24 protein-coding genes are annotated in these 26,393 nt (G+C 66.2%); 11 read left to right on the top strand and 13 right to left on the bottom strand.

Annotation, left to right across the window (positions count from 1 at the left end; translation table 11 throughout):
* Positions 1-6: 6 nt before the first annotated feature.
* Positions 7-909 (bottom strand): LysR family transcriptional regulator, encoded by a 903-nt coding sequence (locus AC6LKD_RS04700; protein ID WP_013393760.1) that lies wholly within the window; start codon positions 907-909, stop codon positions 7-9.
* 218 nt (positions 910-1,127) lie between these two features.
* Between AC6LKD_RS04700 and AC6LKD_RS04695 the strand changes: the two genes are divergently transcribed.
* Genes AC6LKD_RS04695 through AC6LKD_RS04680 form a run of 4 tightly spaced genes read left to right on the top strand, consistent with a single transcriptional unit; the run spans position 1,128 to position 4,956 of the window.
* Positions 1,128-1,997, top strand: a complete 870-nt coding sequence (locus tag AC6LKD_RS04695) for an alpha/beta hydrolase (RefSeq protein WP_498115329.1) — start codon at positions 1,128-1,130, stop codon at positions 1,995-1,997.
* Positions 1,998-2,034: 37 nt separating this feature from the next.
* The gene (locus AC6LKD_RS04690) at positions 2,035-3,366 is read left to right on the top strand and encodes an MFS transporter (RefSeq protein ID WP_498115356.1); all 1,332 of its coding nucleotides are present in this window, start codon (positions 2,035-2,037) and stop codon (positions 3,364-3,366) included.
* A 31-nt stretch (positions 3,367-3,397) separates the two neighbouring features.
* The gene (locus AC6LKD_RS04685) at positions 3,398-4,129 is read left to right on the top strand and encodes an SDR family NAD(P)-dependent oxidoreductase (protein WP_498115328.1); all 732 of its coding nucleotides are present in this window, start codon (positions 3,398-3,400) and stop codon (positions 4,127-4,129) included.
* 14 nt (positions 4,130-4,143) lie between these two features.
* A complete protein-coding gene (locus AC6LKD_RS04680) occupies positions 4,144-4,956 on the top strand; it encodes an SDR family NAD(P)-dependent oxidoreductase (protein ID WP_498115354.1) in 813 nt (270 codons plus the stop codon).
* Positions 4,957-5,008: 52 nt separating this feature from the next.
* On the opposite strand, the gene AC6LKD_RS04675 is transcribed toward AC6LKD_RS04680, so the two are convergent.
* The 8 genes from AC6LKD_RS04675 to AC6LKD_RS04640 form a co-directional block, all read right to left on the bottom strand.
* The gene (locus AC6LKD_RS04675) at positions 5,009-5,230 is read right to left on the bottom strand and encodes a YMGG-like glycine zipper-containing protein (RefSeq protein ID WP_013393765.1); all 222 of its coding nucleotides are present in this window, start codon (positions 5,228-5,230) and stop codon (positions 5,009-5,011) included.
* A 9-nt stretch (positions 5,231-5,239) separates the two neighbouring features.
* Positions 5,240-5,647: a hypothetical protein gene (locus tag AC6LKD_RS04670; protein WP_498115326.1), complete on the bottom strand. Its 408-nt coding sequence runs from the start codon at positions 5,645-5,647 to the stop codon at positions 5,240-5,242.
* Between the two features lie 143 nt (positions 5,648-5,790).
* The gene (locus AC6LKD_RS04665; RefSeq protein ID WP_498115324.1) at positions 5,791-6,513 is read right to left on the bottom strand and encodes an ABC transporter ATP-binding protein; all 723 of its coding nucleotides are present in this window, start codon (positions 6,511-6,513) and stop codon (positions 5,791-5,793) included.
* Complete coding sequence (locus tag AC6LKD_RS04660; RefSeq protein WP_498115322.1) at positions 6,510-7,244, bottom strand: ABC transporter ATP-binding protein; 735 nt, start codon at positions 7,242-7,244, stop codon at positions 6,510-6,512. The genes AC6LKD_RS04665 and AC6LKD_RS04660 overlap by 4 nt, the downstream gene beginning before the upstream one ends.
* Complete coding sequence (locus AC6LKD_RS04655; RefSeq protein WP_498115320.1) at positions 7,241-8,188, bottom strand: branched-chain amino acid ABC transporter permease; 948 nt, start codon at positions 8,186-8,188, stop codon at positions 7,241-7,243. Before AC6LKD_RS04655 ends, AC6LKD_RS04660 begins: the two co-directional genes overlap by 4 nt.
* Positions 8,185-9,048 carry a branched-chain amino acid ABC transporter permease gene (locus AC6LKD_RS04650; protein ID WP_492275097.1) on the bottom strand — a complete coding sequence of 288 codons (864 nt, stop codon included), beginning with the start codon at positions 9,046-9,048 and terminating at the stop codon, positions 8,185-8,187. Before AC6LKD_RS04650 ends, AC6LKD_RS04655 begins: the two co-directional genes overlap by 4 nt.
* A gap of 18 nt (positions 9,049-9,066) precedes the next feature.
* On the bottom strand, positions 9,067-10,275 hold the full coding sequence (locus AC6LKD_RS04645) for an amino acid ABC transporter substrate-binding protein (protein WP_207464778.1): 1,209 nt from the start codon (positions 10,273-10,275) through the stop codon (positions 9,067-9,069).
* 86 nt (positions 10,276-10,361) lie between these two features.
* A complete protein-coding gene (locus AC6LKD_RS04640) occupies positions 10,362-10,613 on the bottom strand; it encodes a hypothetical protein (protein WP_498115358.1) in 252 nt (83 codons plus the stop codon).
* On the opposite strand from AC6LKD_RS04640, the gene AC6LKD_RS04635 reads away from it, so the two are divergent.
* The 4 genes from AC6LKD_RS04635 (at position 10,510) to sorU (ending at position 15,535) form a co-directional block, all read left to right on the top strand.
* Entirely contained in the window at positions 10,510-12,972 is a 2,463-nt protein-coding gene (locus tag AC6LKD_RS04635; protein WP_498115318.1) for a penicillin acylase family protein, read from the top strand. The two genes, AC6LKD_RS04640 and AC6LKD_RS04635, sit on opposite strands and share 104 nt — an antisense overlap.
* 126 nt (positions 12,973-13,098) lie before the next feature.
* Entirely contained in the window at positions 13,099-13,731 is a 633-nt protein-coding gene (locus AC6LKD_RS04630; protein WP_498115316.1) for a class I SAM-dependent methyltransferase, read from the top strand.
* Positions 13,732-13,946: 215 nt separating this feature from the next.
* Positions 13,947-15,194, top strand: a complete 1,248-nt coding sequence (sorT, locus tag AC6LKD_RS04625; RefSeq protein WP_207464783.1) for a SorT family sulfite dehydrogenase catalytic subunit — start codon at positions 13,947-13,949, stop codon at positions 15,192-15,194.
* Positions 15,191-15,535, top strand: coding sequence for a SorU family sulfite dehydrogenase c-type cytochrome subunit (gene sorU / locus AC6LKD_RS04620; protein WP_498115314.1), 345 nt, complete (start codon positions 15,191-15,193; stop codon positions 15,533-15,535). Before sorT ends, sorU begins: the two co-directional genes overlap by 4 nt.
* A 20-nt stretch (positions 15,536-15,555) precedes the next feature.
* Here the strand turns inward: sorU and AC6LKD_RS04615 are convergent, their stop codons facing one another.
* The 4 genes from AC6LKD_RS04615 to AC6LKD_RS04600 all read right to left on the bottom strand — a co-directional run bounded on the left by AC6LKD_RS04615 (position 15,556) and on the right by AC6LKD_RS04600 (position 20,452).
* Positions 15,556-17,991, bottom strand: coding sequence for a TonB-dependent siderophore receptor (locus AC6LKD_RS04615; RefSeq protein WP_498115312.1), 2,436 nt, complete (start codon positions 17,989-17,991; stop codon positions 15,556-15,558).
* Between the two features lie 99 nt (positions 17,992-18,090).
* The gene (locus AC6LKD_RS04610; RefSeq protein WP_498115310.1) at positions 18,091-19,107 is read right to left on the bottom strand and encodes a FecR family protein; all 1,017 of its coding nucleotides are present in this window, start codon (positions 19,105-19,107) and stop codon (positions 18,091-18,093) included.
* 4 nt (positions 19,108-19,111) lie between these two features.
* On the bottom strand, positions 19,112-19,744 hold the full coding sequence (locus AC6LKD_RS04605) for an RNA polymerase sigma factor (protein WP_013393778.1): 633 nt from the start codon (positions 19,742-19,744) through the stop codon (positions 19,112-19,114).
* A 141-nt stretch (positions 19,745-19,885) separates the two neighbouring features.
* On the bottom strand, positions 19,886-20,452 hold the full coding sequence (locus AC6LKD_RS04600) for a TetR/AcrR family transcriptional regulator (protein ID WP_013393779.1): 567 nt from the start codon (positions 20,450-20,452) through the stop codon (positions 19,886-19,888).
* A 198-nt stretch (positions 20,453-20,650) separates the two neighbouring features.
* Between AC6LKD_RS04600 and AC6LKD_RS04595 the strand changes: the two genes are divergently transcribed.
* From AC6LKD_RS04595 to AC6LKD_RS04585, 3 genes are read left to right on the top strand one after another with little or no spacing between them, the layout of a single operon-like run.
* On the top strand, positions 20,651-21,772 hold the full coding sequence (locus AC6LKD_RS04595) for an efflux RND transporter periplasmic adaptor subunit (protein WP_498115308.1): 1,122 nt from the start codon (positions 20,651-20,653) through the stop codon (positions 21,770-21,772).
* Positions 21,773-21,789: 17 nt separating this feature from the next.
* The gene (locus AC6LKD_RS04590; protein ID WP_498115306.1) at positions 21,790-24,933 is read left to right on the top strand and encodes a multidrug efflux RND transporter permease subunit; all 3,144 of its coding nucleotides are present in this window, start codon (positions 21,790-21,792) and stop codon (positions 24,931-24,933) included.
* 5 nt (positions 24,934-24,938) lie between these two features.
* Positions 24,939-26,384, top strand: a complete 1,446-nt coding sequence (locus AC6LKD_RS04585) for an efflux transporter outer membrane subunit (RefSeq protein ID WP_492275113.1) — start codon at positions 24,939-24,941, stop codon at positions 26,382-26,384.
* Positions 26,385-26,393: the final 9 nt, after the last annotated feature.

The following is a 26,393-nucleotide window of genomic DNA, read 5'->3' as shown; positions in this document are numbered from 1 at the left end:
TCCGGGTCAGGCCGCCACGCCATGGCGCTCGGCAATGCGCAACAGCAAGGCTTCCAGTTCCTGGAGGATGGGCCGGTGGTCGTCCACCCGCCGCACCAGGGCCGAGGGCATGGCGGGCAGGTCTATCTCCACGAAGGCGATCTCGGGCGTCGCGTAGTAGCTGGCGGCGCGCTTGGTCAGCATCAGCAGGCCCTCGCGCGTGTTCACGGCGGCGATGCCTTCGCGGATGGTGCGCACCACGGGGCCGTCGCCGATGGGTTTGCCTTTGGGGGTATGGCGCGGAAAGTGATAGTCCTGCCATTCCTGGTTGACCGATCCCGGCACCATGCGCACCAGTCGTTCCTCGGCCAGCAGCTCGGGGTCCAGCAAGGTCGCCGCGGCAAACGGGTGGTCCAGCGGGACGCATAGCATGCGCTGGTCCCGCAGCACTATCGGCCCATGGCACAGGCCGTCCGCGCCCAGCGGCAAGCGGCAGAACGCCACGTCGACCGAGCCGTCGGCCACCGCCGCGTAGTGGGTGACGTAGGTCAGTTCCACGAACTCCAGCTCCACGTTGGAATGCGCCGCCTTGAATTCCGAGACCAGGGGCCGGTATAGCTCGTAGAAGCCGCCGCCCAGGAAACCGATGCGCAGATGGCGCGGCTTGCCCGCGGCCTGGCGCTTGCAGTCGTCCAGCGCGGCTTTCAGCATGACGACGGCCGGCCCCGCGCCCAGCTTCAGGGTTTCGCCCAGCGGCGTCAGCGCGACCCGGCGGCTGCTGCGCTCGAACAAGGGGGCGCCCAGCGTTTTCTCCAAGGCCTTGACCGCCTCCGACACGGAAGACTGGCTCATGTGCAGCGCCTCCGCTGCGCGGCCGAAATGCAGTTTGTCCGCGACGGCCAGAAAGCAATCGAATTGGCGTAGATCCATGGCTTCAGGGCACCTGAGGGGAAATTGACAGTTCTTCTATTAATCGGAAATAACGATTGATGGCGTGAATAATAGCGCTTGTTCGCGCGTGGCCCGATGGGCAGAATTCGACCTGTTCATAAAAGCTTAGCTCATTGATGAGCGACAAGGAGACAGGCATGAGTCCATCTATGCCAAACAGGTCAGGTCCAAAAGGATCGGTAGAGCCGATTGAATTCATGGTTGAGGGCGACTTGGTCCGCGGCACCTTCTACCTGCCGTCGAATGCCGCTGGTCCCGTGGCGGCGGTCGCGCTCGCGCACGGCTGGTCCATGGTGGCGGGCGGAGACCTGGAGGAGTACGCAGCCGCCGTGGTGGCCCAGGGCCTGGCCGCGCTGACTTTCGACTTCCGTCATCTAGGCCGCAGCGAAGGCATGCCGCGCCAGGAGATCGATCCGCAGCGGCAGATCCAGGACTTCCGGTCCGCCGTTTCCTATCTGCGCCGGCGCCCGGAAGTGGACCGCGAACGCATCGGCATCTGGGGCAGCAGCTATAGCGGCGGCCATGCCCTGACGGTTGCGGCCATCGACCGGCGCGTCAAATGCGTGGTCAGCCAGGTCCCCACCACCAGCGGCTTCTCGGCCGCGCAACGGCGCGTGCGCTACGACAAGGCGCAGGCGCTGCAGGCCGCGTTCGAAGCGGATCGCGAGGCCCGCGACGCGGGCCAGCCGCCGGCCACACTGCGCATGGTCGACGCCGACCCCGACGCGGCGGTCGCCTATCCGGGTCCGGATTCCTACAACTACATGACCGGCGAAGCGCGCCGCTGCCCGGCATGGGTCAACGAAGTCACGCTGCGTTCGCTGGAACTGGCTCGCGCATATGAACCCGGCATGTACGTGCGCCGCATCGCGCCCACACCGCTCCTGATGATAGTCGCCACCGGCGACGGCCTGACGCCGGCCGACCTGCAGCAGGACGCGTTCAACGCGGCGCACCAGCCCAAGGAGTTGCTGCTGCTGCCTGGCGGCCACTACTCGGTCTATACGGAACACTTCGAACGCACCAGCAGCGCCGCGGCCAATTGGTTCGCGCGGCATCTGGGTTGAGACAAGCACGGATAAAAAAATGACGACGACAATAATGATGGAGACACAGGACCGCCAACGCCGCCACGCTTCGCTGCGCGCGGCGGCCGTGGGCAATGCCCTGGAGTGGTTCGACTGGACTTTGTACGGCACGTTCTCGGCCTACCTGGCCATGAACCTGTTCGATCCGTCTGACCGCGGTTCGGCGCTGCTGGCGACGCTGGCGGTGTTCGCCGGCGGTTTCCTGGCGCGGCCGATCGGCGGCTGGCTGTTCGGCCGCATCGGCGACCGCTACGGCCGCAAGTTCACCTTGGTCCTGACCATGTGCCTGCTGGCCTTGACCAGCCTGGCGATCGCGCTGCTTCCCACCTATGAGCAGGCAGGCGTGATGGCTTCGGTGCTGCTGTTTATCTGCCGCCTGATGCAGGGCTTGGCGCATGGAGGCGAGTCCGGCGTGGCCTATACCTATGTGGCGGAAATTGCGCCGCCGGCCAAGCGCGGATTGTGGTCCAGCTCGGTGTTCGTCAGCGTCACCATCGGCGTCATGGCGGCGACCGCGCTGGCGGCGTTGCTGACCTCCTGGCTGGGCAAGCCGGCGATGGAGGCCTGGGGCTGGCGCGTGGGCTTCGGCGTGGGCGCGCTGCTGGGCGTCTACGCGCTGTTCCTGCGCCGCAGCGCCAGCGAGAGCGAGGTGTTCGAACACAGGACGGAGCAGGGTGGCGCGCAAAAGGTCTCGGCCCGTCAGGCGTTCACGATCGCCCGCAACATCGTGATGATCGCCGCCGCGTCCAACGCTACCTACTACACCTGGGTCACGTTCGCGCCGGCCACGGCCATCGCGACCAAGGGCATGGATCCATCGGGCGCCTACACGGCCAGCCTGATCGCGCAGCTGGTGTGCCTGCTGTGGCTGCCGGTGTGCGGCTGGCTGGCGGACCGCTACGGCCGCAAGCCCATGGTGATGGCCTTCGGCCTGGGCGTGGCGCTGGCGGTGTTCCCGGTATCGCACATCGTGACCGACCAGCCCTGGACCCTGTTCGTGGGGCAACTGATCGGCCTGCTGGTCTGGGCGCTGCTGGCCGCGATTTTCCCGGCCGTCGTGGCCGAGCAGGTGCCGACCGGCGCGCGCGCCATGGGCGTGGGCTTCATTTCATCGCTGTCGGTCGCGATCTTCGGCGGCACGGCGCCCTACATCAATGCCTGGCTGGGCGCCCAGGGACTGGACTGGGTCTATACGGCTTATGTGGGGGCGCTGGGGCTGATGGCTTTCGCGGGCGCCTTCCTCATCAAGGAAACGGCGGGCATGGACCTGAACGACATCCGCCTGCCAGGCGATGAGGCGGACGCCGCCACTGGCAACAAACCCGCCAAGCGCGCGGCATTCAACTGAACTTTCATACATCCATCATCACATGAGCAACATGAACTATCCGGATCTGGCAGGAAAAATCGCGGTCGTCACGGGCGCCGGGGGCGGCATCGGGCGCGCCATGGTGGCGGCGTTCCGCCAGCAGGGAGCGACCGTGGTTGCCACCGACCTGAACCTGGAAGCGCTGTCCGGCGTGGACGCGGATTGCCGCGACCTGGACGTGACCCAGGCGCAAGCGGTGCGCGAGCTGGCCGACGCGGTGGCCGCGCAATACGGCGCGCTGGACGTGTGGGTCAACAACGCCGGTTTCATGGCCCGCATGCCCGCCCTGGACCTGGACGAGGCCGCATGGCAGCGCACCATGGACATCAATCTTAAGGGCACGTTCTTCGGTGCCCAGGCGGCCGCGCGGCACATGATTGCGCAAGGCAGCGGCGCCATCATCAACCTGTCCAGCTATGCCGGCGTCAAGCCGCGCCCGAACTGCGCCGACTATGCCGCTGCCAAGGCCGGCGTCGCGCACCTGACCCAGTGCCTGGCGCTGGAATGGAGCCCCAAGGGGCTGCGCGTCAACGCCATCGCGCCCGGATTCATCGAAACGCCGATGAGCAGCTGGATGCATGGCGATGCCGCCACCTATGCCGCATACGTCGAGCGCCTGCCGGTGCAGCGCGTCGGCCAGCCGTCGGAGATCGCCGATGCGGCGCTGTACCTGGCCTCGCAGGCGTCAGCCTATGTCACGGGCCACGTGCTGATGGTTGATGGCGGAGTCTCCAAGACATGAGGACCGGGAACGGCGTGGAATCGTATTGGACCGGAAAGGCGGCGGTCGTTACGGGCGCGGCGCGGGGGCAGGGCGCTGCCGAGGCGCTGCGCCTGCTGCAGGCCGGCGCAACCGTCTACGCGCTGGACGTCTTGCCTGATAGCGATGCGACCTGGACAGACTTGCGCGCGGCGGCGGGCGCGGATGCCGAACGGCTGCGCATCCGGGTGGCGGACGTGGCCCGCGAATCCGATTGGCTGACGCTGGCCGAAGAAATTTCGCAGGCCGGCGTGCCGCTCTACGGCCTGGTCAACAACGCCGGCGTGACCCTGCGCAAGACCGTGACCGAGACCACGCACGCCGAATGGCGGCGCCTGCTGGACATCAACCTGGACGGGCCGTTCCTCGCGATCCGCAATCTGGCTGGATTGATGCCGGAGGGCGCGGCCATCGTCAATACTTCGTCGACGGCCGGGCTCACGGGCTATTTCAGCGCGGCCTATACCGCCAGCAAGTGGGCCTTGCGCGGGCTGACGCGGGCGGCATCGCTGGAACTGGCGGGGCGGGGCATACGCGTCAACACGGTATGCCCGGGCCTGGTGGAAACGCCGATGATCATGCAGCCCAATGCGGTGCACGACGCCGGACGGGCGCGCCTGTTCTATGAAGGCAACCGCGATGCGACGCCGCTGTCGCGCGGCGCGGACGCCGACGAGATCGCGGCGGCGGTGATGTTCCTGTTGGCGCCGGAGGCTTCGTTCATCACCGGCGCGGACCTGCCGGTCGACGGCGGCATGACGGGCGGGGGCGTGTACTGGCGGATCGGCAAGTCCACCGGCAATCTGTAGCCGCAGTCCCGGGCGGCGGCCCGGGACGGGTCCAGACGCAGGCGCTGGAGGCTTAGTGCTTGTCGCCGTAGATGTTGCCGGCGATGCCGCCGGCGGCGGCGCCGATGGCGGCTCCGGTCCAGCCGCTGCCGCCCGCGATGGCGGCGATGCCCGCGCCGGCGGCGGCGCCGATGGCCGCGCCCGACAGCGTGCCTTGCTGCTTGGAACTCATATTGGTGCAGGCAACCAGCGACCCCATCATGAGGCCTATGGCAATCGATCGGATGACTTTCATGGCTGACTCCTAGCGGGCGCGCTTGGTGGGAGTGGCGGGAGCGGCTGGCGCCGCGGGCGCGACGATTTCAAACCAGAGCGTTTCCACCACGGGCCGGTCCATCCTGCTCGGATTGGCCGCATACCAGCGATCCAGGCTTTCGCGCACGGAGTCCAGCGTGTGGCTTTGCAGGCCCTGGGCGAAGCGGGGGATCAGCGTCTGGTTGGCCGCCGGCGCGCGGCGTTGCTGATAGGCTTGCTCCACTTGAATGATATTGGCCATGCCCAGCAGGTAGGCCTTTTTCAGGTTTGCGTCGGACTCTGTCCATTGCTTCCCGGTGATGATGGGCGCGGGCTCAGTGGGCGCGGCCACCACCGGCGCGGCGGCCAGCAATGACAGCGCAAGCGCTGCCGGACCTAACAGGTGTTTCACTTTCATCGCATCGCTCCTTGGTGGAACAAAAGACAGAAAAACAACCCAATGACGCCATTCGCGCCGCACGCTTGCAAGGGCCAGACGGCGGGCGACATCAATCAATTTAGGCTCGAAAGCAGGCCGGCGCAAGGGGCGCGGCGGGCGGGTCAGATTCCCAGATAGGCCTGCCGCACCTTGGGATCGGACAGCAGCGATTGCGCCGGGCCGGAAAGCGCGATGCGGCCGGTCTCCATCACATAGCCGCGGTCCGCGCCCGTCAGCGCCAGATGGATGTCCTGCTCCACCAGCAGCACCGTGACGCCTTCCTGGCGGATGTCGGCCAGCACGCCCATCAACTGCTCGACCACCACCGGCGCCAGGCCCAGGCTCATTTCATCGATCATCATGAGCACCGGCGCCGCCATCAGGGCGCGCGCCATGGCGCACATCTGCTGTTCGCCGCCGGACATGCTGCCGGCAAGCTGGCGGCGCCGTTCCGACAGCCGTGGAAAGTAGGCGTAGACGCGCTCCAGGTCGCGCGCGACATCCGCCTTGCCGCCGCGGCGGTAGGCGCCCATCAGCAGGTTGTCCTGCACCGTCATGCGGTCGAATAGCTGGCGTCCCTCGGGCACCTGCACCATGCCGCAGGCAAAAGCCTCGTCCGGCGTTGCGCGCGACAGCTGACGGCCGTCCATCACGATGCTGCCGGTGCAGGGCAGCACCCGCGATAGCGCCCGCAGCAAGGTGGTCTTGCCGGCGCCATTGCTGCCGACGAGCGCCACGATCTCGGCGCGGCGGACTTCGAGCGCAATGTCGCGCAGCACAGGCAGTTCGCCATAGCCTGCGCTCAGCCCTTCCACCTTCAATAGCGGGGCGGCGGCGTCGCTCATGCGCGCCTCTTGCCCAGATAGGCCTGCACCACCGCGGGATCGGCCAGCACCGCGTCGGGCGCGCCGTCCGCGATTTTTTCGCCGTGATGCAGCACCAGCAGCCGGTCCGACAGGCTCTTGATGGCCTTGATGACGTGTTCGATCACCAGCACGCTGATGCCGCTGTCGCGGACTTTGCGGATGACCTCGATGACTTCGTCGATCTCGACCAGGTTGAGCCCGGCCATGACCTCGTCGCACAGCAGCACCTTGGGCTGCATGGCCAGGGCCTTGGCCAGTTCCAGCCGCTTGCGGCCCGGGCCGCCCAGCTCCTCGGCACGCTGCTCCGCCGCGCGGCCCAGCCCGACGAAGTCCAGGCAGGCGCGGGCCTGCTCGCGCGCCAGCGCCAGCTTTGGCTGGCCGCCGCCGTGGCCGAACAAGGCGCCCACCGCCACATTGTCCAGCACCGACAGGCCAGGAAAGGGCCGCATGATCTGGAAAGTCCGGCCTATGCCCAGGCGGGCGCGGCGATAGGCCGGCAATCCGCCTATCGGCCGGTCCTGATAGAAAATTTCGCCTGCGCTGGGCGCCAGCGTGCCGCTGATCAGACTGACCAGCGTGGTCTTGCCCGCGCCATTGGGACCGATCAGGCCCAGGATTTCGCCCTCGGTCAGCGTGAAGCTGACCTGGTTCACGGCCACTAGCCCGGCAAAGCGCCGGGTCACATTGCGCAGGTCCAGGATCGCGCTCATAGCCGGTGCGCCCGTATGTTGTCGATGAAGTAGCGCCAGCCCGACTTGCGCGCGTGCCGCAGCAAGTCCGCCAATCCGCGCGGCATCAGCACCACCGCCGCGACGATCACCGCGCCGAAGAACAGTCCCGCCACGCTGGTGATCTCGCTGGACAGCAGTTCGGAAATGGCCGACAGCGAGAACGCGCCCACTACCGGACCCAGCACGGTGCCCGCGCCGCCGAACACCGCCATGATGATCATCTTCACGTTCAGGCTGATGTCGAAGGCGCTTTCCGGATCGAGAAAGGTGATCCAGTAGGCATGGATGCCGCCGGCCAAGGCGCTGAACACCCCCGAGATCGCGAACGCCGCCACCTTGTACAGCGTGGTGTTCACGCCCATGACCGCCGCGCCTTCTTCGTTCTCGCGGATCGCGATCAGTCCGAAGCCGAAGCGGCTGCGCGTAAGCCAGGCGACGGTCAGCGTGGCCAGCGTCAGCAGGCCCAGGGAAAGTTCATAGAACAGCGGATCGTTGTTCAGCGGCGGCAGCACCAGGCCGATGTTCTGCCCGGCCAAGCCGATGTTGGAGACGATGGCCGTCATGACCTGCGCCAGCGCCAGGGTGGCGATGGCGAAGTAATGGCCGCGCAGCCGCAGCACCGGCACGCCCAGCAGCACGGCGAAGACCACCGCCAGCGCGGCGCCCAGCGCCAGCCCGGCCGCGAAGGGCAACTCCCACTGCGCCATGGCGATGGCCACGCCGTAGCTGCCCAGGCCGTAGAAGACCGAGTTGCCGAAGGACGCGTAGCCGGCGTACCCGCCGATGATGTTCCAGCCCTGGGCCAGCACGGCCAGCAGCAGGGTATTGATGCCGAACTGCACCAATACGTCCGAGCCATACCAGGGCACGCCGGCTAGCACGGCCAGCGCCAGCAAAGCCAGCAGCAGGCGCGGCGCCTTCATGCCGCTCTGCCCAAGAGGCCGCTGGGCTTGGCCAGCAGCACCAGCACCAGGATGCCGAAGCTGGCCACGTCGGCGTAGGTGGGCCCTATGTACAAGGTGGTCAGCGATTCCACGATGCCCAGGAACAGGCCGCCCACCATCACGCCCAGCGGATTGTCCAATCCGCCGATGATGGAAATGGCGAAGCACTTTGCGGTCAGCGTGGCGCCGATGTAGGGATTGATCTGCGAGACCGTGCCGTACAACCCGCCCGCCGCGCCCGCCAACGCCAGGCCCAGGCCGAAGGTCACCGCGTAGAGGTGGCGCGGCTCCACCCCATAAAGCCTGGCCGCCACCAGGTTCTGCGCGGTGGCGCGGATGGCGCGGCCCAGGCGGCTGTGCAGCAGGAACAGCCACATGCCCAGCGTGATCGCCAGCGCTACGCCGAAGGCGGCCAGCCGCGCCATGGGCAAGGTGACGGGACCCAGCGCGTAGCTGTCGCCGGCATAGGGAGGGTTGATGGTGCGGAAGTCGGCCGAGAATGCCAGCTGCGCCAGATAGGTCAGCACCACCTCCAGGCCGAAGGTGATGAGCAGCGTGTTGAACATGGGCGCGCGCACCACCAGGTTCAGCAGGCCGCGTTGCAGGGCGTAGCCCAGCAGGAACATGGCGGCCGCCGTCAATGGCAAGCCCAGGAAGGGATCGACGCCCGCGTCGTTGTACAGGTACCAGGACGCGTACGCCCCCAGCATGATGAACGCGCCATGCGCCAGGTTGACGATGTTCAGCACGCCCCAGACCAGCGCCAGGCCTTGCGCCATCACGGCATACAGTCCGCCCAGGAGTATGCCGTTGACGAGGATTTGCGCGAGCAGATCCATCCTGTCCTCCGGCCGGCCCTAGCGCGCGTTCCAGGCCGGCATCGGGTACTTGGGCTGCGTGATGAAGCCCTTGGCGCCGTAGACCGCGGCCAACTGGTCGCCCTGCACCTGGATCACCACCTGAGGCAGGTCGATCTGCCCCTGCGCGTTGAAGGCGACGGGGCCGTACAAGCTGTCGAACTTGATCTTGGCCAGGGCATCGCGCACTTGCTGCGGCTTGGCGCTGCCGGCGCTTTCCATGGCATAGACCAGCGCTTCGACGTCGGCCACGCCGGAGGCCGCATGGTAGTCCGGGTCATAGCCGTACTTGGCTTTGTAGGCGCGGGCGAATTGCTCGGCATCGCCGAACCAGCGGTCCTTCAGCGCGGCCGAGGGCAGCCAGGCGGTCATGCCGAAAGCGTAGTCCGCGTCGCGCCCCAGCGCCTTGCGGAAATCCTCCGACGGCACGCCCACGGTGAAGGAATACATCTTGGGTGCCACGGCCAGGCTCTTGGCCTGGCGCACGAAGTTCAGGATCTCGGTCTCGTGCCCCGCCACCAGCACCGCGTCCACGTTCTTGCTCTTGATCTGCGACAGCAGCGAGTTGAAGTCGGTGGCGTTGGTGCTGTAGCGCTCGTCCATCGCCACGGGCAGTCCCGCCGCCTTCAGCAGTGGACGGGTACCCTGGGCCACCGAGACATCGAAAGCGTCATCCGCATACAGCAGCGCCACGTTGGCGGGCATGGGCTTGAGCGCCTTCAGCATTTCCACGGTGCTGCCGAAGTAGTTGCTGGCCGGCGCCAAGGTGCCGAAGATGTACTTGAATTTGCGCGAGAAGATCTGGTCCGAGGCGCCGCCGCCCTGGACCATGGGCACTTTGTACTTTTCCGAAACCGCCGAATCGGCCAGCGCGAAATTGCTGGCGAAAGGGCCCAGCAGCAGATTGGCCTTGTCCTGCGTCACCAGTTGCGTGTACTGCCGCACGCTCAGGTTGACGTCCGACTGGTTGTCGTAGATCTTCAGCGCCAGCTTGTGGGTGGCGCCGCCGATCTTGACGCCGCCTGCGGCATTGATCTGGTCCACCGCCATCTGGTAGGCGTCGCGGTAGTAGCGGCCGGTATTGGCGACGGGGCCGGTCAGTTGAACGGATGCGCCCAGCAGGATATCGGGCGCGGGTGCCGCTGCCGAGGCGGCGCTGTGCAGGGCCAGCGCCAGGACGGGCAGGGCGAGCAATAGTCTCCGAGACATGATGATGTCTCCTGCAAGTTCTTATGCGGTCCATTCTCTGCCCCTGCGTTTACGTCTACCTGAACCGTGCCGCAGCCCGGTACTGGTTACATATTCTGACTAAGCTGATCAAATGAAACAGCGTTCCACGAACCCGTGATTTGGCTGTACATATTGTTGGCGGTCGCTTCGGGCGGCATGGCCCCCTCGAAGCCGGCAGGCAGATAGAAGACAGATAAATCCGAGGAGGAGTCAATGCGTACGTTCAATCGCAGGGCCGCCGCATGGCTGGCGAGCGGGCTGATTGCAGTGCTGGCAGGCTGCGCATCGCCCGGAGGCAAGAAAGAAACCGTAGACATGAAGGGGCTGTCCCAGCCCGTGGAGATCGTGCGCGACCGGCATGGGGTGTCGCACATCTACGCGCAGAACCAGGATGACCTGTTCTTCGCGCAGGGCTTCAGCGCGGCGCGCGACCGCCTCTGGCAGCTGGACCTGTGGCGCCGCCAGGGCGAGGGCAAGATGGCCGAACAGTTCGGCCCGCGCTTTGTCGAGCAGGACCGCGCGGCGCGCTTGTTCCTGTATCGCGGCGACATGCAGGCTGAATTTGCCAGCTACCATCCGCAGGGCAAGGCCATCCTCACGTCGTTCGCGGCGGGCATCAACGCCTATGTCGATTGGGTCAAGGCGAATCCCGAGCAGATGCCGCCGGAATTCAAACTGACCGGCACCGAACCCGGCTATTGGAGTCCCGAGACTTCGCTCATCCGCATCTACGGCCTGACGCGCAACCTCAGCGAAGAGGTCAGGATGGCGCAGCGGGTCGCCGCGCTGGGCCTGAACGCCGTGCAGGGACTCAGCACCTTCGAGCCGCCGCTGGCCCTGCAGGTGCCTGCCGGCCTGGACGTGCGCCAGATCGACAACACGGTCCTGGCCGACTACAACCTGGCGCGCAACGGCCAGAAGTTCGTCGCGGCCGACTTCCCGCGCAGCCCGCTGGCGGCCGCCGAGCGCGAGAAGCTCGCGCGCGAATTGTCGGCCAGCATGCTGGCCTCGCTGGACCCGGCTTTCGATCCTATGGCGACCCGTTATGAAAGCAATAACTGGACCATAGGCGGGCAGCACACGGCCACAGGCAAGCCCATCCTGGCGGGCGATCCGCACCGTTCCATCACGATGCCGTCGCTGCGCTACATGGTGCACCTGAACGCGCCCGGCTGGAACGTGATCGGCGCCGGCGAGCCGGCGCTGCCCGGCGTGTCCATGGGGCACAACGACCGCATCGCCTTCGGGCTGACCATCTTCGCCTTCGGCGACGAGGAAGACCTGTACGTCTACGACACCAATCCGGCCAGGCCCGACGAATACCGCTATAAGGGCCGCTGGGAGAAGATGCGGCAGGTCGACGAATCCATCCCGGTGCGCGGACAGAGCGCGGCGGTGCGCCAGCTGAAATTCACCCGCCACGGCCCGGTCATCCATGTGGATCCTGTACGCCACAAGGCCTATGCCTTGCGCGCGGCCTACCTGGAATTCCCTGGAACCGCGGCCTATCTGGCCAGCCTGCGGCTGAACCAGGCGCAGAACTGGAACGAGTTCGTCGCCGGCATGGAAAAGCACTACACGCCCAGCGAGAACATGGTCTACGCCGACGTCGACGGCAATATCGGCTGGTTCGGCGGCAGCATCGCGCCGATACGTCCGCGCGCCGACTGGTCCGGCATGCTGCCCGTGCCGGGCAACGGCGATTTCGAATGGCGCGGCGTCCTGCCCGGCAATGCGCTGCCGCGGGCCTACAACCCGCCGGAAGGCTACGTCGCCACCGCCAACGAGTACAACCTGCCGGCCGACTACCGCTATAAGGAAATGTCAGCGCGCACTTGGGCGGAACCGTATCGCGTGCAGCGCATACGCGAGGTGCTTGCCGACAGCAAGGGCCAGACGGTGCAGGCTTCGCAGGCGCTGCAATACGACAATCTGTCCATTCCGGCGCGCACCCTGACGGGCTACGCGAAATCGCTGAATTCGGCCGATCCTGGAACGTCGCAGGCCTTGAGCCTGCTGAAGGACTGGGATGCCCGGGTAGGCACCGAGTCGCGCGCGGCGACGGTCTATGAGTTCTGGCTGCCCGAGGTGGTCAAGCGCGTGACCGAGCTGTACGTGCCTGCCAACGGCCGCGCCGCGTTCGGCAATCTGTCCACCGCGAAAACGCTGGAGAAGCTGGCGACGCCGGACAGCGCCTTCGGCCCGCAGCCGCAGCAGGGCCGCGATGCCTTGCTGCTCCAGGCCTTGAACGACGGCATGCAGAAGCTGCGCGCCAAGCTGGGTCCGGACTCCTCGCAATGGCAGTGGGGCAAGCTGCACCACATCCAGTTCGAGCACAGCCTGGCCAGCTTCCTGCCGCCGGCGACCGCCAACGCCTACGGCACGCCGCGCTATCCGGTCAGCGGAGATAACGACACGGTGCATCGCGCCACCTTCCGCGCCAGCGACTTCCGCCAGATCAGCGGCTCGTCCTACCGCCAGGTGATCGACGTGGCCGACTGGGATAACTCGCGCGTGCAGAACGTGCCCGGGCAGTCGGCCGATCCGCGCAGCCCGTACTACCAGAACCTGCTCAAGGACTGGGCGACCGGCGAGTATTTCCCCATGGCGTTCAGCCGCGCCAAGGTGGATAGCGAGAAGGCCGATACCTTGAATCTGCGTCCAGCGCCGCGCTGATTCAGGCGAGACCGCCCCTGGTCGAATTGACAAGGGTGCTTACCGACGGTTGCGTGCGTGCATGGCCTGGCGCAGTTAAGGTTTCGGGGTCGCACGGAATTCCCGATCCAGGAGACTGAGGCCCCCATGCATTCCACGCAATCCTACAAAACCGTTGTTCCGCGCAAACCTGCAGCCAGCTCACCGATGGGCTGGCTGCGGGAGCGCACGCAGTTCGTGCGGGCGCTATTGTCCAATCCCGCCGCCATAGGGGCGGTGGCGCCGTCCGGCCCGGCGCTGGCCGCGGCCATTACCGCCTGCATTCCGCCCAGCGCGGGCAAAGTCCTGGAACTGGGCTGCGGCACGGGCGTTTTCACGCGTGAAATGCTGCGCCGCGGGGTGGACCCGGCCCGGCTGGTGCTGGTCGAGCAGGACTCGGCCATGAGTTCCAGCTTGCGGACGCAGTTTCCTGACGCAGCAGTGCTGCAGGTGGCGGCGCAGGATCTATCCCGCAAGAGCCATCCGGAGCTTGAAGGGATCGGCGCCGCGATTTGCGGCCTGCCGTTGCGCAACATGAGCCAGGCGCATCATCACCAATTGCTGGCCGCCGTGTTCGATGCCTTGCCTATCGAGGGATCGATGGCCCTGTTCACCTATGGCGTGCGCTGCCCGATATCCACGGGCGTGCTCGAGGCTTGCGGCCTGCGGGCGCGCAAGGTCGGTTTCGTGCCGCTGAATCTGCCGCCGGCCTCGGTGTACAGCCTGGCCCGGCAGGTCTAGAGGGCGGCCCGGCAGACTCGCGGCTTGCCCCAGCCAAATGAACTAGGGCCGCGTATTGCAAATAACTAATTGACACGAAAGGGTCGCTCAACCAACATCGCAGGCATAACTATTGGCGGCCTGGGACACGTGGGTGCGGGGTAAACAGCCACGTTGAAGCAGGCCGGCAGGGTTTGGGAACAACAACGATTCCCGACCCCAACGAGGAGACTGCGATGCGTTCATCCCTGATCGAGAGCGCGGCGCGCCGGCGCCTGTTGGCCGGCGGCGCGAGTGCCTTGGCCGCAGCAAGCTTGGGACGCGCGGCCTTGGCCGCGGAACAGAAGGCGGCCCCCGGCGCGGCTGCGCCACCGGCTCCGGCCTCCGCTGCCAAGCCATTGCCCGCCTACGCGGCGTGGAAGCAGCCCGACGCGATGATCGTGCACAGCGCCAACACCATAGAAACGCGTCGCGAGGCATTCGGCAGCGGGGTGGTCACGCCTTTGCGCCAACTCTATGTGCGCAACAACCTGCCGCCGCCGGACGAGGCGATCGTGGCCGATCGGGACGCGTGGACCATCGAGATCGCGGGAGTGGCCAAGCCCATGTCCCTGAGCGTGGGGCAACTGAAGACCATGGGCTTGCAGACGCTGGCGATGGTGCTGCAGTGTTCGGGCAACGGCCGCGGCTATTTCCCGAACAAGCCCAGCGGCACGCCTTGGCAGGTCGGCGCGGCCGGCTGCGTGATCTGGAGCGGCGTGCCGGTAAGCGTGCTGGTCGAGCATTGCGGCGGATTGGCGGCGGCAGCCGTGTACATGACCGGCACCGGCGGCGAAAAGCTGCCGGACGGCCTTGATCCGAACATGGTCATGGTCGAGCGTTCGGTGCCCAAGGAAGCGATGCGGGATGCGCTGCTGGCGTGGGAACTGAACGGCGAGCCGATTCCGCTGGCCCACGGCGGCCCTTTGCGCCTGATCGTGCCGGGCTACACCGGCGTGAACAGCGTCAAGTACATCAAGCGGCTGGCCTTCACCGAAAAGGAAAGCCCGGCCGCGATCCAGCAGACCGGCTACCGCCTTGCGCCGCCGGGCCAGAAGGGCGATCCCAGCCAGCCCTCGGTGTGGGCCATGGGCGTGAAGTCGTGGATCAATACGCCCAATCCGGCCGCTGCCACCCTGAAGGCCGGGCGCGTGGTGGTGCAGGGGGTGGCGTTTGGCGGCACCAACGGCATCAAGCAGGTCGAGGTTTCGACCGACGGCGGCAAGAACTGGCAGAAAGCGGAACTGGTCGGCCCGGACCTCGGGCGCTATGCCTGGCGCCAGTTCGCATTGCCGGTCGAATTGGCCGCCGGCGAACACGTGCTGGTCAGCCGGGCGACCGATACCGAGGGTAGGGTGCAGGACGAGGAACGGCCGCAGAATTCCGGCGGCTACATCAACAACGGCTGGCGCGATCACGCCGTGGCCGTGGCGGTCAAGGCATGACGGCGAAAGCCCTGGCATTGCCCTGGAAGCACGCGTTTTGCGCAGCATTGTTGGGCGCCAGCCTGCATGCCGGCGCGCAGGCGGCCGAACCCGACATGGAAGCGGGCCGCGCCTTGTTCGTCGGCGCGGCGCCAGCCTGTGCGCTTTGCCACACCTTGAATGACGCGCAATCCAGCGGGGCCATCGGCCCCAAGCTCGATGAGATCAAGCCCGACGCGGCGCGCGTGGAGACGGCCATCCGCAACGGTATTGGCCAGATGCCGGCATATACGACTCTGTCGGACAAGGAGATCGAGACGTTGGCGGCATACGTGGCCAAGGCTACCGGCGCGCAGCAGTGAGCCGACCCGGCCCGGCAGACCTAGAAATCGACCGACGCCGACAACATCACCGACCGCGGCGAACCCAGGCGCAGATATCCTTCGGACGCCGACGACCAATAGTCCTTGCCGAACACGTTATTGACGGTCGCGCGCAGGGTGACGGGATGGTCGAATGCGCGGGTGGCGTAGCGCATGCCCAGGTCCCAGCGCGTCCAGCCCGGAATGCGGCGGCTGTTTTCCAGGTTCTGGTACTGCCAGCTGGTCGACAGGGCGCGCGCGCTCAGGGTCAGTCCGGGCGCGAACGAGGGATCCCATTCCATGCCGATATTGGCCATCCAGCGCGGCACGCCGACGGCGCTGTTGCCATCGGTGTCGGGCTTGGCGCTGCGGATCATCGTGGGCTGGATGTAGGTGATGCCGCCCAGCAGACGCACGCCGTGCGCCAGTTCGCCGTAGACATTGAACTCCACGCCGCGGTTGCGCTGTTCGCCGCTCATGTCGTAGCGGGTCACGCCGTCACTGACCGTCGTCAGGCCGGAAGGCTGCTTGATCTGGAACAAGCCCAGCGTGGTCGTGACCGAGCCGAAATCGACCTTGACTCCGGCTTCGATCTGCTTGGTCTTGATGGGGGCGAAAATCTCGCCCGCGTTCGAGGTGCCGGCCGGAGCAATGGGGCCGGCGCTCAGGCCTTCTATATAGTTCGCGTACAGCGAGACATCGGTCCACGGCTTGACCACCAGGCCGAAGGCCGGCGTGACGGCCGATTTGTCGTAGCTGGAAGTCTCCTGGCCGGTGGTGTAGCTGTAGTTCGTCGCCTTCACCGTCTGGTAGCGCAGGCCCGCGGTGAACTGGATGCGATCATCGGCAAACGAGAGCGTGTCGGCCAGCGCGATGGTGGGCAGCTTCAGCAGGGAAGTGCGCGGCGGCGAGCTGGACAGCCCGTCGATCGAGGGTTCGGGGATCTGGGCCGGATCGTAGAGGTTGGACGGCGACATGCCGAAGATGTAGTAGTCGTAATAGCCGGCGCGCTGCTCGAAGGTGGAATAGCTCAGGCTGACTTCATGCTTGACCGGGCCGGTATTGAAATTGCCGCGCGCGCCCCAGACCGTGGAAACGTTCTGTTCATAGCTGGGCCAGTAGTACGGGCGCATCATCAGTTCGCCGTTCTGGCCGACCACGATGGGGTCGGCATACAGGTAGCGGTTGTTGCTGCGACGGTAGCCCACGCCGCCGAATACGGTCAGGTGCGGGGTGAGGTCGTACTCGGCGCGCAGCACGCCGTAGTTGTCGCGCGACTTGGCGTAGCCCCATTCCGGCGAATAGCCCTTGGACGCATCGGGCGCGCGCGGCACGGGCAGGCTGTCGCCGAAGATCAGCACGCCGGAATCGCCGGGCCCATCGATGTTGTTGGTCTGGTGGCCGGCATCCAGCGAAACGCGCAGCCGCTCGCCGCGATAGTCCAGCCCGACCACCGCCACGCCCAGCTGGTTCGATTGATGCTGGACCGCGGTATCGCCGTCGCGGTAAGAGCCATTGAAGCGGATGCCGAATTCCTTGTTCTCGCCGAAGCGCCGCCCGATGTCCACCATGCCGCCGAAGCGGGAATCGGATTGATAGGTCGCCGTCAGGCGTGTGAGCGGATCGTCGCCGGCACGCTTGGCGACGACGTTGATGCCGCCGCCCACGCTGCCGCGAGGGCTCATGCCGTTCAGCAGGGCCGTGGGACCCTTGAGCACTTCCACGCGTTCAACGCCGTCCAGCGCGATGGTGCGCAGCGGCAGCATGCCGTACAAGCCATTGAAGGACACGTCCTGGTTGCGCACCGGAAAGCCGCGGATCTGGAATTCGTCGCCGGTGCCTGCCACCGAGCCCTGGCCATCGTTGACCGTGCGCACCGAAGCGTCGTTCGCCAGCACGTCGGCGATGGAGTTGGCTTGCTGGTTCTGGATCAGTTCGGCGGTGTAGCTCGCAATGTTGAACGGCGTGTCCATCACGTCGCGTTCGCCCAGCAGGCCGACGCGGCCGCCGCGGGCCACCTGGCCGCCGGCGTAGGGTTCGGGCAACTGCGAATTTCCGGTCACCAGCACGGGCGCCAGTGTGGTCACGGCCGGCGTTTGGGCGGCGCCCGTCACGGCGTATCCGCCGCCGGGCGTGGCGGTGCTGGACAATCCGGATCCCTGCAGTAACCGCGACAGCGCTTCCCGCACTGTCATGCGGCCGGACACGGCCGGCGCCTGATGGGCGGCGATCTGGGCGCCGCCGGCCATGATGGGAGTGCTGGTCTGGCGCGACAGCATGTTCAGCGCCGTGTTCAGCGTTTGCGCGGGCAGGTCGATGGCATGAAGCTGTTCCGACGGCGTTTGAGCCTGGGCCAGTGCGGGTGCGGCGGCCAGCGGCAGGCCCATGACGCCCGAGAGCGCCAGACGCAGCGCGGAACGGCCCAGGAACGGCCGGCAAATACCGGATTGATGCATTTCAACTCCGTCTATCGAGAAATTCGCCGCCCGGTGGCGGCGCTATCGATACAGAAGACGGATGAGACGCGGAAACGGAGACACCTGACCGAAGAAAAATCAGCGCAGCCGTAATACGACATCGCCGTTCGCCTCCGATTCTGCGCGCAGCGGCAGAATCGCTTCGAGGAGAGCCGCCGCGTTGCCGGCATCGGCGCTGCGAAAGCGACCGGTCAGGCGCAGGGCGTTGACCTTCGGGTCGGCGGCCGTCAGCGGCTGCGCGCGAAAGGCGTTGATGGCCGGCAGGGCCTCGTCCAGGCGCTGGTTGTCGAACCACAGCCAGCCATTGCGCCAGGCCGCGACGCTGTCCGGATCGATGCGCCGGACGGGGTCGACTTCGCCATTGCGCCAACTGACGGCGGTATGGGCGTACAAATCCAGGGGAGGGCCGCCGCGCGCCCAGGTGTACCAGCGGGCGTCGCGCGGAGCAGGGCGGAAGCGCACATGGCCTTCCTCCACGGCGAGGGAGACGACGCCGCCGCGGTCGCTGACCGTGAACACCGTGCCGACAACCTCGACCTCGCCGCCGCGGGTACGGACCCGGAACGGCCGGCTGGCATCTCGGGCCACCGTGAACAGCGCCTCGCCATGGCTGAGTTCCACCACGCGTTCGTCGCGGTACAGGCTGACGGCAAGCCGCGTGCGGGCGGCAAGGTCGATCCGCGTTCCCAAGCCGCCGCCGTCCGGTTGATCTGGCACCTGAGCCTGGGATAGTTGGCTGGAACCCGTTTCATAGGACGCCTGATACAGCGGCCGCCGCCAGTACCAACCTGCGCCCAATGTGGTCGTACAGGCGCCTGCGGCCGCCCAGCCAAGCAGCGCGCGGCGCGACAGCCTGCGATCGCTGGTGGTGGCGATGTCCTGGTCGAACCGTGCGCGCATGTCAGGCGCTACGGCGGCAAGCAGCTGCCAGCGCCGCATGGCCTCGACGTAGGCGGCCTCGTGCTGCGGCGTGCGGGCGCGCCACGCGGTCAGCCGGGAGACTGCCTGGCGGGCGCCGCGCTCGGTGGCGATTTCAGCGGTGGCGATCAGCGTAAGCGCCTGATCGATGAGCGCCTCGTCGGGGGCTTGCTGCATGGGGTCAGTTGCCGCCGTCCGCGGCTGGCCCGCGACCAGGCTCCGGACGGTCCACGGCCGAATCGGAGTCCAGGTACAGATTGCGCAAGGCATGCGAACAATCCAGCGTCGCGCGCACCAGATGCTTGGCAACCGCGGCCTCCGTGATCCCCAACTGTTGCGCGATCTCGGCGCGGCTGTGGCCATATGCCCGGAACAGCAGGAAAACCTGCATCCGCCGCGCGGGCAGGGACGCCAGAACCGCCGCCACGCGTTCGACCATCTGGCGTTGCGACACGACTTGCTCGGCCGAAGGCGCCATGGCCTCGGCTTCTAGCGGTCCATGCAGGGCCAGCCAGTTCTGCGAGACCTTGCGTCGACGCGCCTCGTCGATGCAGAGGTTGTGAGCAACGCGGAACAGCAGGCCGCGCAATGATTCGATCGCCGGGCCGTTCTTGCGGGCGTTGTTCAGGCCATTGGCGTAAACGCGTTCGAAGCTCGCCTGGGCGATATCGGCGGCGTCATCCGGATTGCGCAATTGATAGCGGAGGTGCCGCTGCAGGTCGCGGTAGTGGCCGAGCAACTCGTCGACGAACTCGCGTATCGTCGTGGCGGCGGCGGACCGTTCGGCGGAACGAACTGGGGGGGATGCGGACATCGGGCAGGGAAAAACCGGCTTCGATCACGACAGCGCGGTTACGGGCATGGCTAATAATGATTCCCATTATTGTTAATAGGATGCCGGACTGCAAGCGATCGTTTACCCTGCGACTCAATGCGCATTCCTTGGGAGTTTGGGCTAGGAGCTCGCGTTGGCCGCCCCTTCCAGAAAGAGCTTCTGCACCATGGAAGTCATGCCGAGCGGCGCAATTTCCCCGCGCTGAGCGGCATCCATCGCCGCGTACAGCAGGGAGTCGTACGCCCTGACCAGCCACAGGGAAGGCACATCTATACGAAAGACGCCCGCCTTCTGACCGCTCAGGAAGAAGGTCTCCAAGGCATCCCCGTAGAACGAGGGTATCGGTGCGTTGACGTCCTCGTTTCTTGCATCTATCACGCGGACCCACTGGGCGTGATTCCAGAACAGGTAGTACTCCCGGCCCAGGACCATCGCTTCGGTCAGGCGCTGGAGCGCTGCCGCATGGGGCGGCGTCTCCAGGTCCGCGCGGACCAGCGCATCTTGCAGGTGTTGGGTGGCCCGCTCCATGAGCAGGTCGATGACCCCTTCGCGGGTGGGCGATATCCGGTACAGCGTCGCTTTGCTGATCCCGGCGCTGCGCGCCAGCTGTTGCAGGTTCGCCCTGGGCTGTTGGGAGACGGATAGGGCCAATGCGCGGGCGAGCTTGTCGTCGAGGGCTTCAGACATGGGGTTCTCCTGGCGACCGATATTGCTGAGTCTTTTTGAATTCATTTGTGGTTAAAAACAAACACATAAAGTCTACTACGAATCTAATGAGTCTATTAAAAATCTATTGAATCAATATTGACTCATTTAAATCCAATAAGTACTATCGGGTCCTCGATCGCCTCAGCCTGAGGCGGCATTTGGATGTCAGAGGACTAGATGACCCGATTCAGAGCCAGCGCCATGGCGCTATGCCTGCTCGCCGTTCTCGCCGGGTGTGGCGAGCAGGACCCGCAAGCGGCGCAGGTGCCGCCCGTCGAAGTGGAGCCCCTGGTGATTGCTCCCCGGCCCCAGGCGATCATGGTCGATCTGCCCGGGCGGATTTCCGCTGTGCGCGTGGCCGAAGTGCGCGCGCGGGTCGCGGGCATCGTCCAGAAGCGCCATTTCGAGGAAGGGGCCACGGTGAAGGAGGGCGATCTGCTTTTCACGATCGAGCCGGCGCCGCTGGAGGCCTCGCTAGCGCGTACCCAAGGCGCGCTGGCGCGGGCCCAGGCCCAGGTCAAGCAGGCCCAGGCGCTGGTCAGCCGGTATCAGCCCCTGGTCAAGATCGAGGCTGTCAGCCGTCAGGAATATGACGACGCGTTGGCCTCGCTTCAGACCGCGAAGGCCAATCAGCAGTCCGCCCAGGCGGACGTAAAGGCCGCGCAGCTGGACCTGGGCTACGCCAGCGTGCGGGCGCCCATCTCGGGCCGCATCGGCCGCGGCCTGGTGACCGAAGGCAGCCTGGTCGGGCAGGGCGAATCGACGCCCATGGCGCTGATCCAGCAGATCGATCCCATCTATGCGGATTTCCGGCAGCCTGTCAATGCGGTGCTGAAGCTGCGCGAGGCAGCCGCGGGCGGTCGGATGCAGACTGGCGGCCAGGCCGAATCGGCGGTGAGCGTCCGGGTGGATGGCTCGAACTACACGGCCCAGGGCAGGCTGCTGTTCTCCGACGTCTCCGTCGATCCGGGCACGGGCCAGGTGTTGCTGCGCGGCCAATTCAGCAATCCCGACGGGCTGCTCTTGCCCGGCATGTATGTGCGCGTCAACGCCGAACAGGGCGTGGACCAGAACGCGATTCTCATCCCTCAGCGCGCCATCATGCGCGGGGCGGACGGCCAAGCCAAGGTGCTGGTCGTGTCCGACGACAGCAAGGCGGAAGAGCGCGCGGTGCAGACCGGCGCGATGCAGGGTACGGAGTGGCAGATCACGCAGGGACTGGCGGCGGGCGACAAGGTCATCGTGGACGGCGTCGCCAAGATCCCCGCCGGCACGCCCTTGACCGTCAAACCAACTTGAGCCCAGGCGGTCACATCATGCCGAACTTCTTCATTCAGCGGCCCAACTTCGCGTTGGTCATTGCGATCTTCATTTCCCTGGCGGGCCTGCTCGCCATCTTTGCGCTGCCCGTGGCCCAGTACCCCAGCGTTGCGCCACCGCAGGTCATCATCAAGGCGACTTATCCCGGCGCATCCGCCGAAGTCATCAACAACAGCGTGATCAGCCTGATTGAGGAAGAACTCAACGGCGCCAAAGGCCTGCTCTACTATGAGTCGCAGAGCAATAGTTCGGGCGTGGCGGAAACCACGGTGACTTTTGAGCCGGGCACCAATCCCGATCTGGCGCAAGTCGACGTGCAGAACCGCATCAAGCGGGTGGAATCGCGACTGCCGCAGGCGGTCATCCAGCAGGGCCTGCAGCTCGAGCAAGCCAGTTCCAGCTTCCTGCTGATCTACGCGTTGACGTACAAGGATGCGGGCAAGGATCAGGTGGGCCTGGCTGACTACGCGGCCCGCAATATCAACAACGAAATCCGGCGCGTGCCGGGCGTGGGCCGGGTGCAGATGTTCGCGGCCGAACGGGCGCTTCGCATCTGGATCGATCCGGCCAAGCTGGTCGGCTACGGTTTGTCGGTCGATGAGGTCAACAAGGCCATCGCCGCGCAGAACGTCCAGGTTTCGGGTGGCTCCACGGGTGAACAGCCCAGCCCGTCGACCCAGGAAATCACAGCGACCATCATGGTCCAGGGCCAGCTCACAACGATTCCGGAATTCGAGGGCATTGTGTTGCGCGCCAACCCGGATGGTTCCACGGTTCGTCTTGGCGACGTGGCGCGCATCGAACTGGGCCGCCAGGACTATCGCTTGTCCAGCCGCCTGAACGGCCAACCGGCCGCGGCCATGGGCGTGCAGCTTGCACCCGGCGCCAACGCGCTGGAAACCGCCAAAGGCATCAAGGCGCGCCTGGCCGAGCTGTCCAAGAACTTCCCCGGCGATATGGCGTACAGCGTGCCGTTCGACACCTCGGTTTTCGTCGAGGTGGCCATCTCCAAGGTGTTGATGACGCTGGCCGAGGCCGTCGTCCTGGTGTTCCTGGTGATGCTGCTGTTTCTGCAGAACTTCCGCTACACCCTGATCCCGACCATCGTCGTGCCCATCTGCCTGTTGGGCACGCTGGCGGTCATGCTGCCGCTGGGGTTCTCCGTCAACATGATGACCATGTTCGGCATGGTGCTGGCGATCGGCATCCTGGTGGACGACGCGATCGTGGTGGTCGAGAACGTCGAACGGCTGATGGCCGAAGAGGGCTTGTCGCCGAAAGAGGCGACCATCAAGGCCATGGGGCAGATCAGCGGCGCGATCGTGGGCATCACGCTGGTGCTGGCCGCCGTGTTCCTGCCGCTGGCCTTCATGACGGGCTCCGTAGGCGTGATCTACCGCCAGTTCTCGGTGTCGCTGGCCGTGTCCATCCTGTTCTCGGGTTTCCTGGCGCTGACGTTGACGCCGGCGCTCAGCATCCTGCTGCTCAAGCCGATTGAAAAGGGGCATCACGAAAAGAAGGGCTTCTTCGGCTGGTTCAACCGGGTGTTTGCGCGCATGACCGAGCGCTATTCGGCGACCAACGCGCGCCTGCTTGCGCGCAGCGGCCGCATGATGGTGTTGTACGCCGTCCTTGTCGGCGGGTTGGGCTACGTCTACGCGAGCCTGCCGTCGGCCTTCCTGCCGACCGAGGACCAGGGCTACATGAACACGGACATACAGTTGCCGCCAGGCGCCACGCTGTCGCGCACGCTGGAAACGACCCAGCAGTTGGAACAGTACCTGGACACGCGCCCGGCCGTTTCGGACGTGCTCACGGTGCAAGGTTTCAGCTTCTCCGGGCAAGGCCAGAACGCGGGCCTGGGCTTCGTGATGTTCAAGGATTGGGCCCAGCGCGCAAAGAACGAGTCGGCCATGGCCGAGGCGGACCAGGCCAATCAGGACCTTGCGGGCGTTCCCGATGGCGTGCTGTTCTCGGTGGTGCCGCCTTCCGTGGAAGGCATGGGCAATTCCTCGGGCTTTGCGCTGCGCCTGCAGGACCGCGCCGGCCTGGGCCGGGAGGCCTTGCTGTCGGCCACCGAAACCCTGATGAAGAAGGTGTACGAGAACCCCAAGGTCTTCTCCTACATCCTGATCGAGGGGCTTTCCGACGCGCCGGAGCTGGACCTGCGCATCGACCGCAGCAAGGCCGAGGCCCTGGGCGTGTCGTTTGATGCCATCAACTCGGCGCTGTCCACCGCGTTCGGCTCGGCGCTGGTCAACGAGTTTCCCAACCAGGGCCGCATGCAGCGCGTGATCGTGCAAGCCCAGCCTGAAAGTCGCGACACGCCGGAATCGGTAGCCAAGCTGAATGTGCTCAATCGCGCGGGCGAACTGGTGCCGCTCGAATCCTTCAGCGAGATTGGCTGGAAGCATGGTCCGGTTCAATTGATCCGCTACAACGGCTATTCCAGCATCAAGCTGATCGGAGATGCTGCGGCCGGAGCCAGCACGGGCGAGGCGATGCAGGAAATCGAACGGCTGATCTCGGAATTGCCCCAGGGCATCGGCTTCGAGTGGACCGGCCTGTCGTTCCAGGAAAAGGCCACGGGTTCGCAAGCCCCCATGCTGCTGGCGCTGGCGCTGCTGGTGGTGTTCCTGGTGCTGGTCGCGCTGTACGAAAGCTGGAAGATCCCTGCGTCCGTGCTGCTGATCGTGCCGGTGGGCGCGCTGGGCGCGGTGGCCGCCGTGATCGTGGCCGGCTTGCCCAATGACGTGTATTTCAAGGTGGGGCTGGTGACCATCATTGGCCTCGCTGCCAAGAACGCCATCCTGATCATCGAGTTTGCCAAGGATCTGCATGAGCAGGGGCGTTCACTGAAGGAGGCCGCGATCGAGGCCGCCCGCCTGCGGTTCCGCCCCATCGTGATGACGTCGGTTGCCTTCATCCTGGGCGTGGTGCCGCTGGTCATCGCGACGGGGGCGGGCGCCACCAGCCAACGCGCCATAGGCACCGGCGTGCTGGGCGGCATGCTCAGCGCCACCATCCTGGGCGTGCTGTTCGTGCCCGTGTTCTTCGTCTGGACGTTATCTGTTTTCAAGCGCCCCAAGGCGCATGTCGCGCCCGGCAAGCTGGCGACCAATCAAGCAGGTGAGAAATGAAAGCGATGACCCTTACCCTCCAGCGGCTCAAGCCGCTGGCCGCGGCCGCAGCCGTCGTGGCAATGCTGGCGGGCTGCGCGCTGGCGCCGACCTATGAGCGCCCAGCGTCCCCTGTCGCTCAGCAGTGGGGAGTCGAAGGCCAGGCGGACTTCGCGTCCGGACCGGGCTCGGCCGCCGCCACGCTGGACTGGCGCGGTTTCGTGACCGACCCGTCGCTGCGCGGACTGATCGAAACCGCGCTGGCCAACAACCGGGATTTGCGCCGAGCCTTGCTCAACGTCGAAGCGGCGCGCGCGATGTACCGCGTGCAGCGTTCCGAGCAGTTGCCATCCATCGGCGCCCAGGCTGGCGGCACGCGGCAGCACAATCCGGCGGATCTGAATGCCAACGGCACGTCCGGCGTGCAGAGCGAGTGGCGCGCCGGCGTGGGCGTCACGGCCTTCGAGCTGGACCTGTTCGGCCGCGTGCGCAGCCTGTCGGAAGCGGCGCTACAAGAGTATCTGGCCACCGAGAACGGCGCGCGCAGCGCCCGCATCAGCCTGATCGCGGAGGTGATAGACGCCTACCTCACGCGCGAAGGCGCGCGCCAACGCGGGCTGCATACCGAGCGCACTTTGGCATCGCGCGAGCAGTCGCTGCAACTGATCGCCCGGCGCCGCGCCGAAGGCATCGGGAGTGCCTTGGACTATGAGCAGGCGAAGGGCCTGACGGACCAGGCGCGCGCCGATCTGGCGCGCATGGAACGGCAGTACCGGCAGTCGACCAATGCGTTGACGCTGCTGGCCGGAGTCAGTGATTTGAGCCCCTATCTGGCGCCCCATGACGGCGCCGTGCCCATGCTGGTGCAGCAACTGGCGGCGGGCACGCCGTCAGAGCTGCTGACCTACCGTCCAGACATCCTGGCCGCGGAACATCGGCTGCGGGCGCGCAACGCCGATATCGGCGCCGCGCGCGCGGCGTTCTTCCCGCGCATCTCCTTGACCGGCATGTTCGGCAGCGCCAGTTCGGACCTGTCGGATCTGTTCTCGGGCGGCCAGCGCGCCTGGTCCTTCGCGCCGCAGATCACGCTGCCCATCTTCGACGGCGGCCGCAACCAGGCCAACCTGGATCTGGCCCGGGTCCGCAAGGAAGCGGCGGTGGCCGAGTACGAACAGTCGATCCAGACCGCGTTCCGCGAGGTCATGGACGGGCTGGCGGCGACCGACACCTTGCGCAGGCAGGAGGACGCGCTGCGCGCGCAGACCGACAGCAGCCAGGCCGCGCTGCGCCTGTCCGAGGCGCGCTATCGCGGCGGCGTGGACAACTATCTGCGCTACCTGGATGCCCAGCGCAGCGACTTCGCCAATCAGATCGCGTTGATCGAAGTCCGGACCGAGCGCCAGATCGCGCTGGCCTCGTTGTTTCGCGCCCTGGGGGGAGGCTGGCGTGGCGACGGGGCAGCGGAAAAGTAGGGCGCCCAT

It is taken from the genome of Achromobacter sp. D7-1 (genome assembly GCF_059760445.1).
The sequence above is the reverse complement of the archived record's forward strand: the minus strand, read 5'-3'. Positions and strand labels throughout refer to the sequence as shown.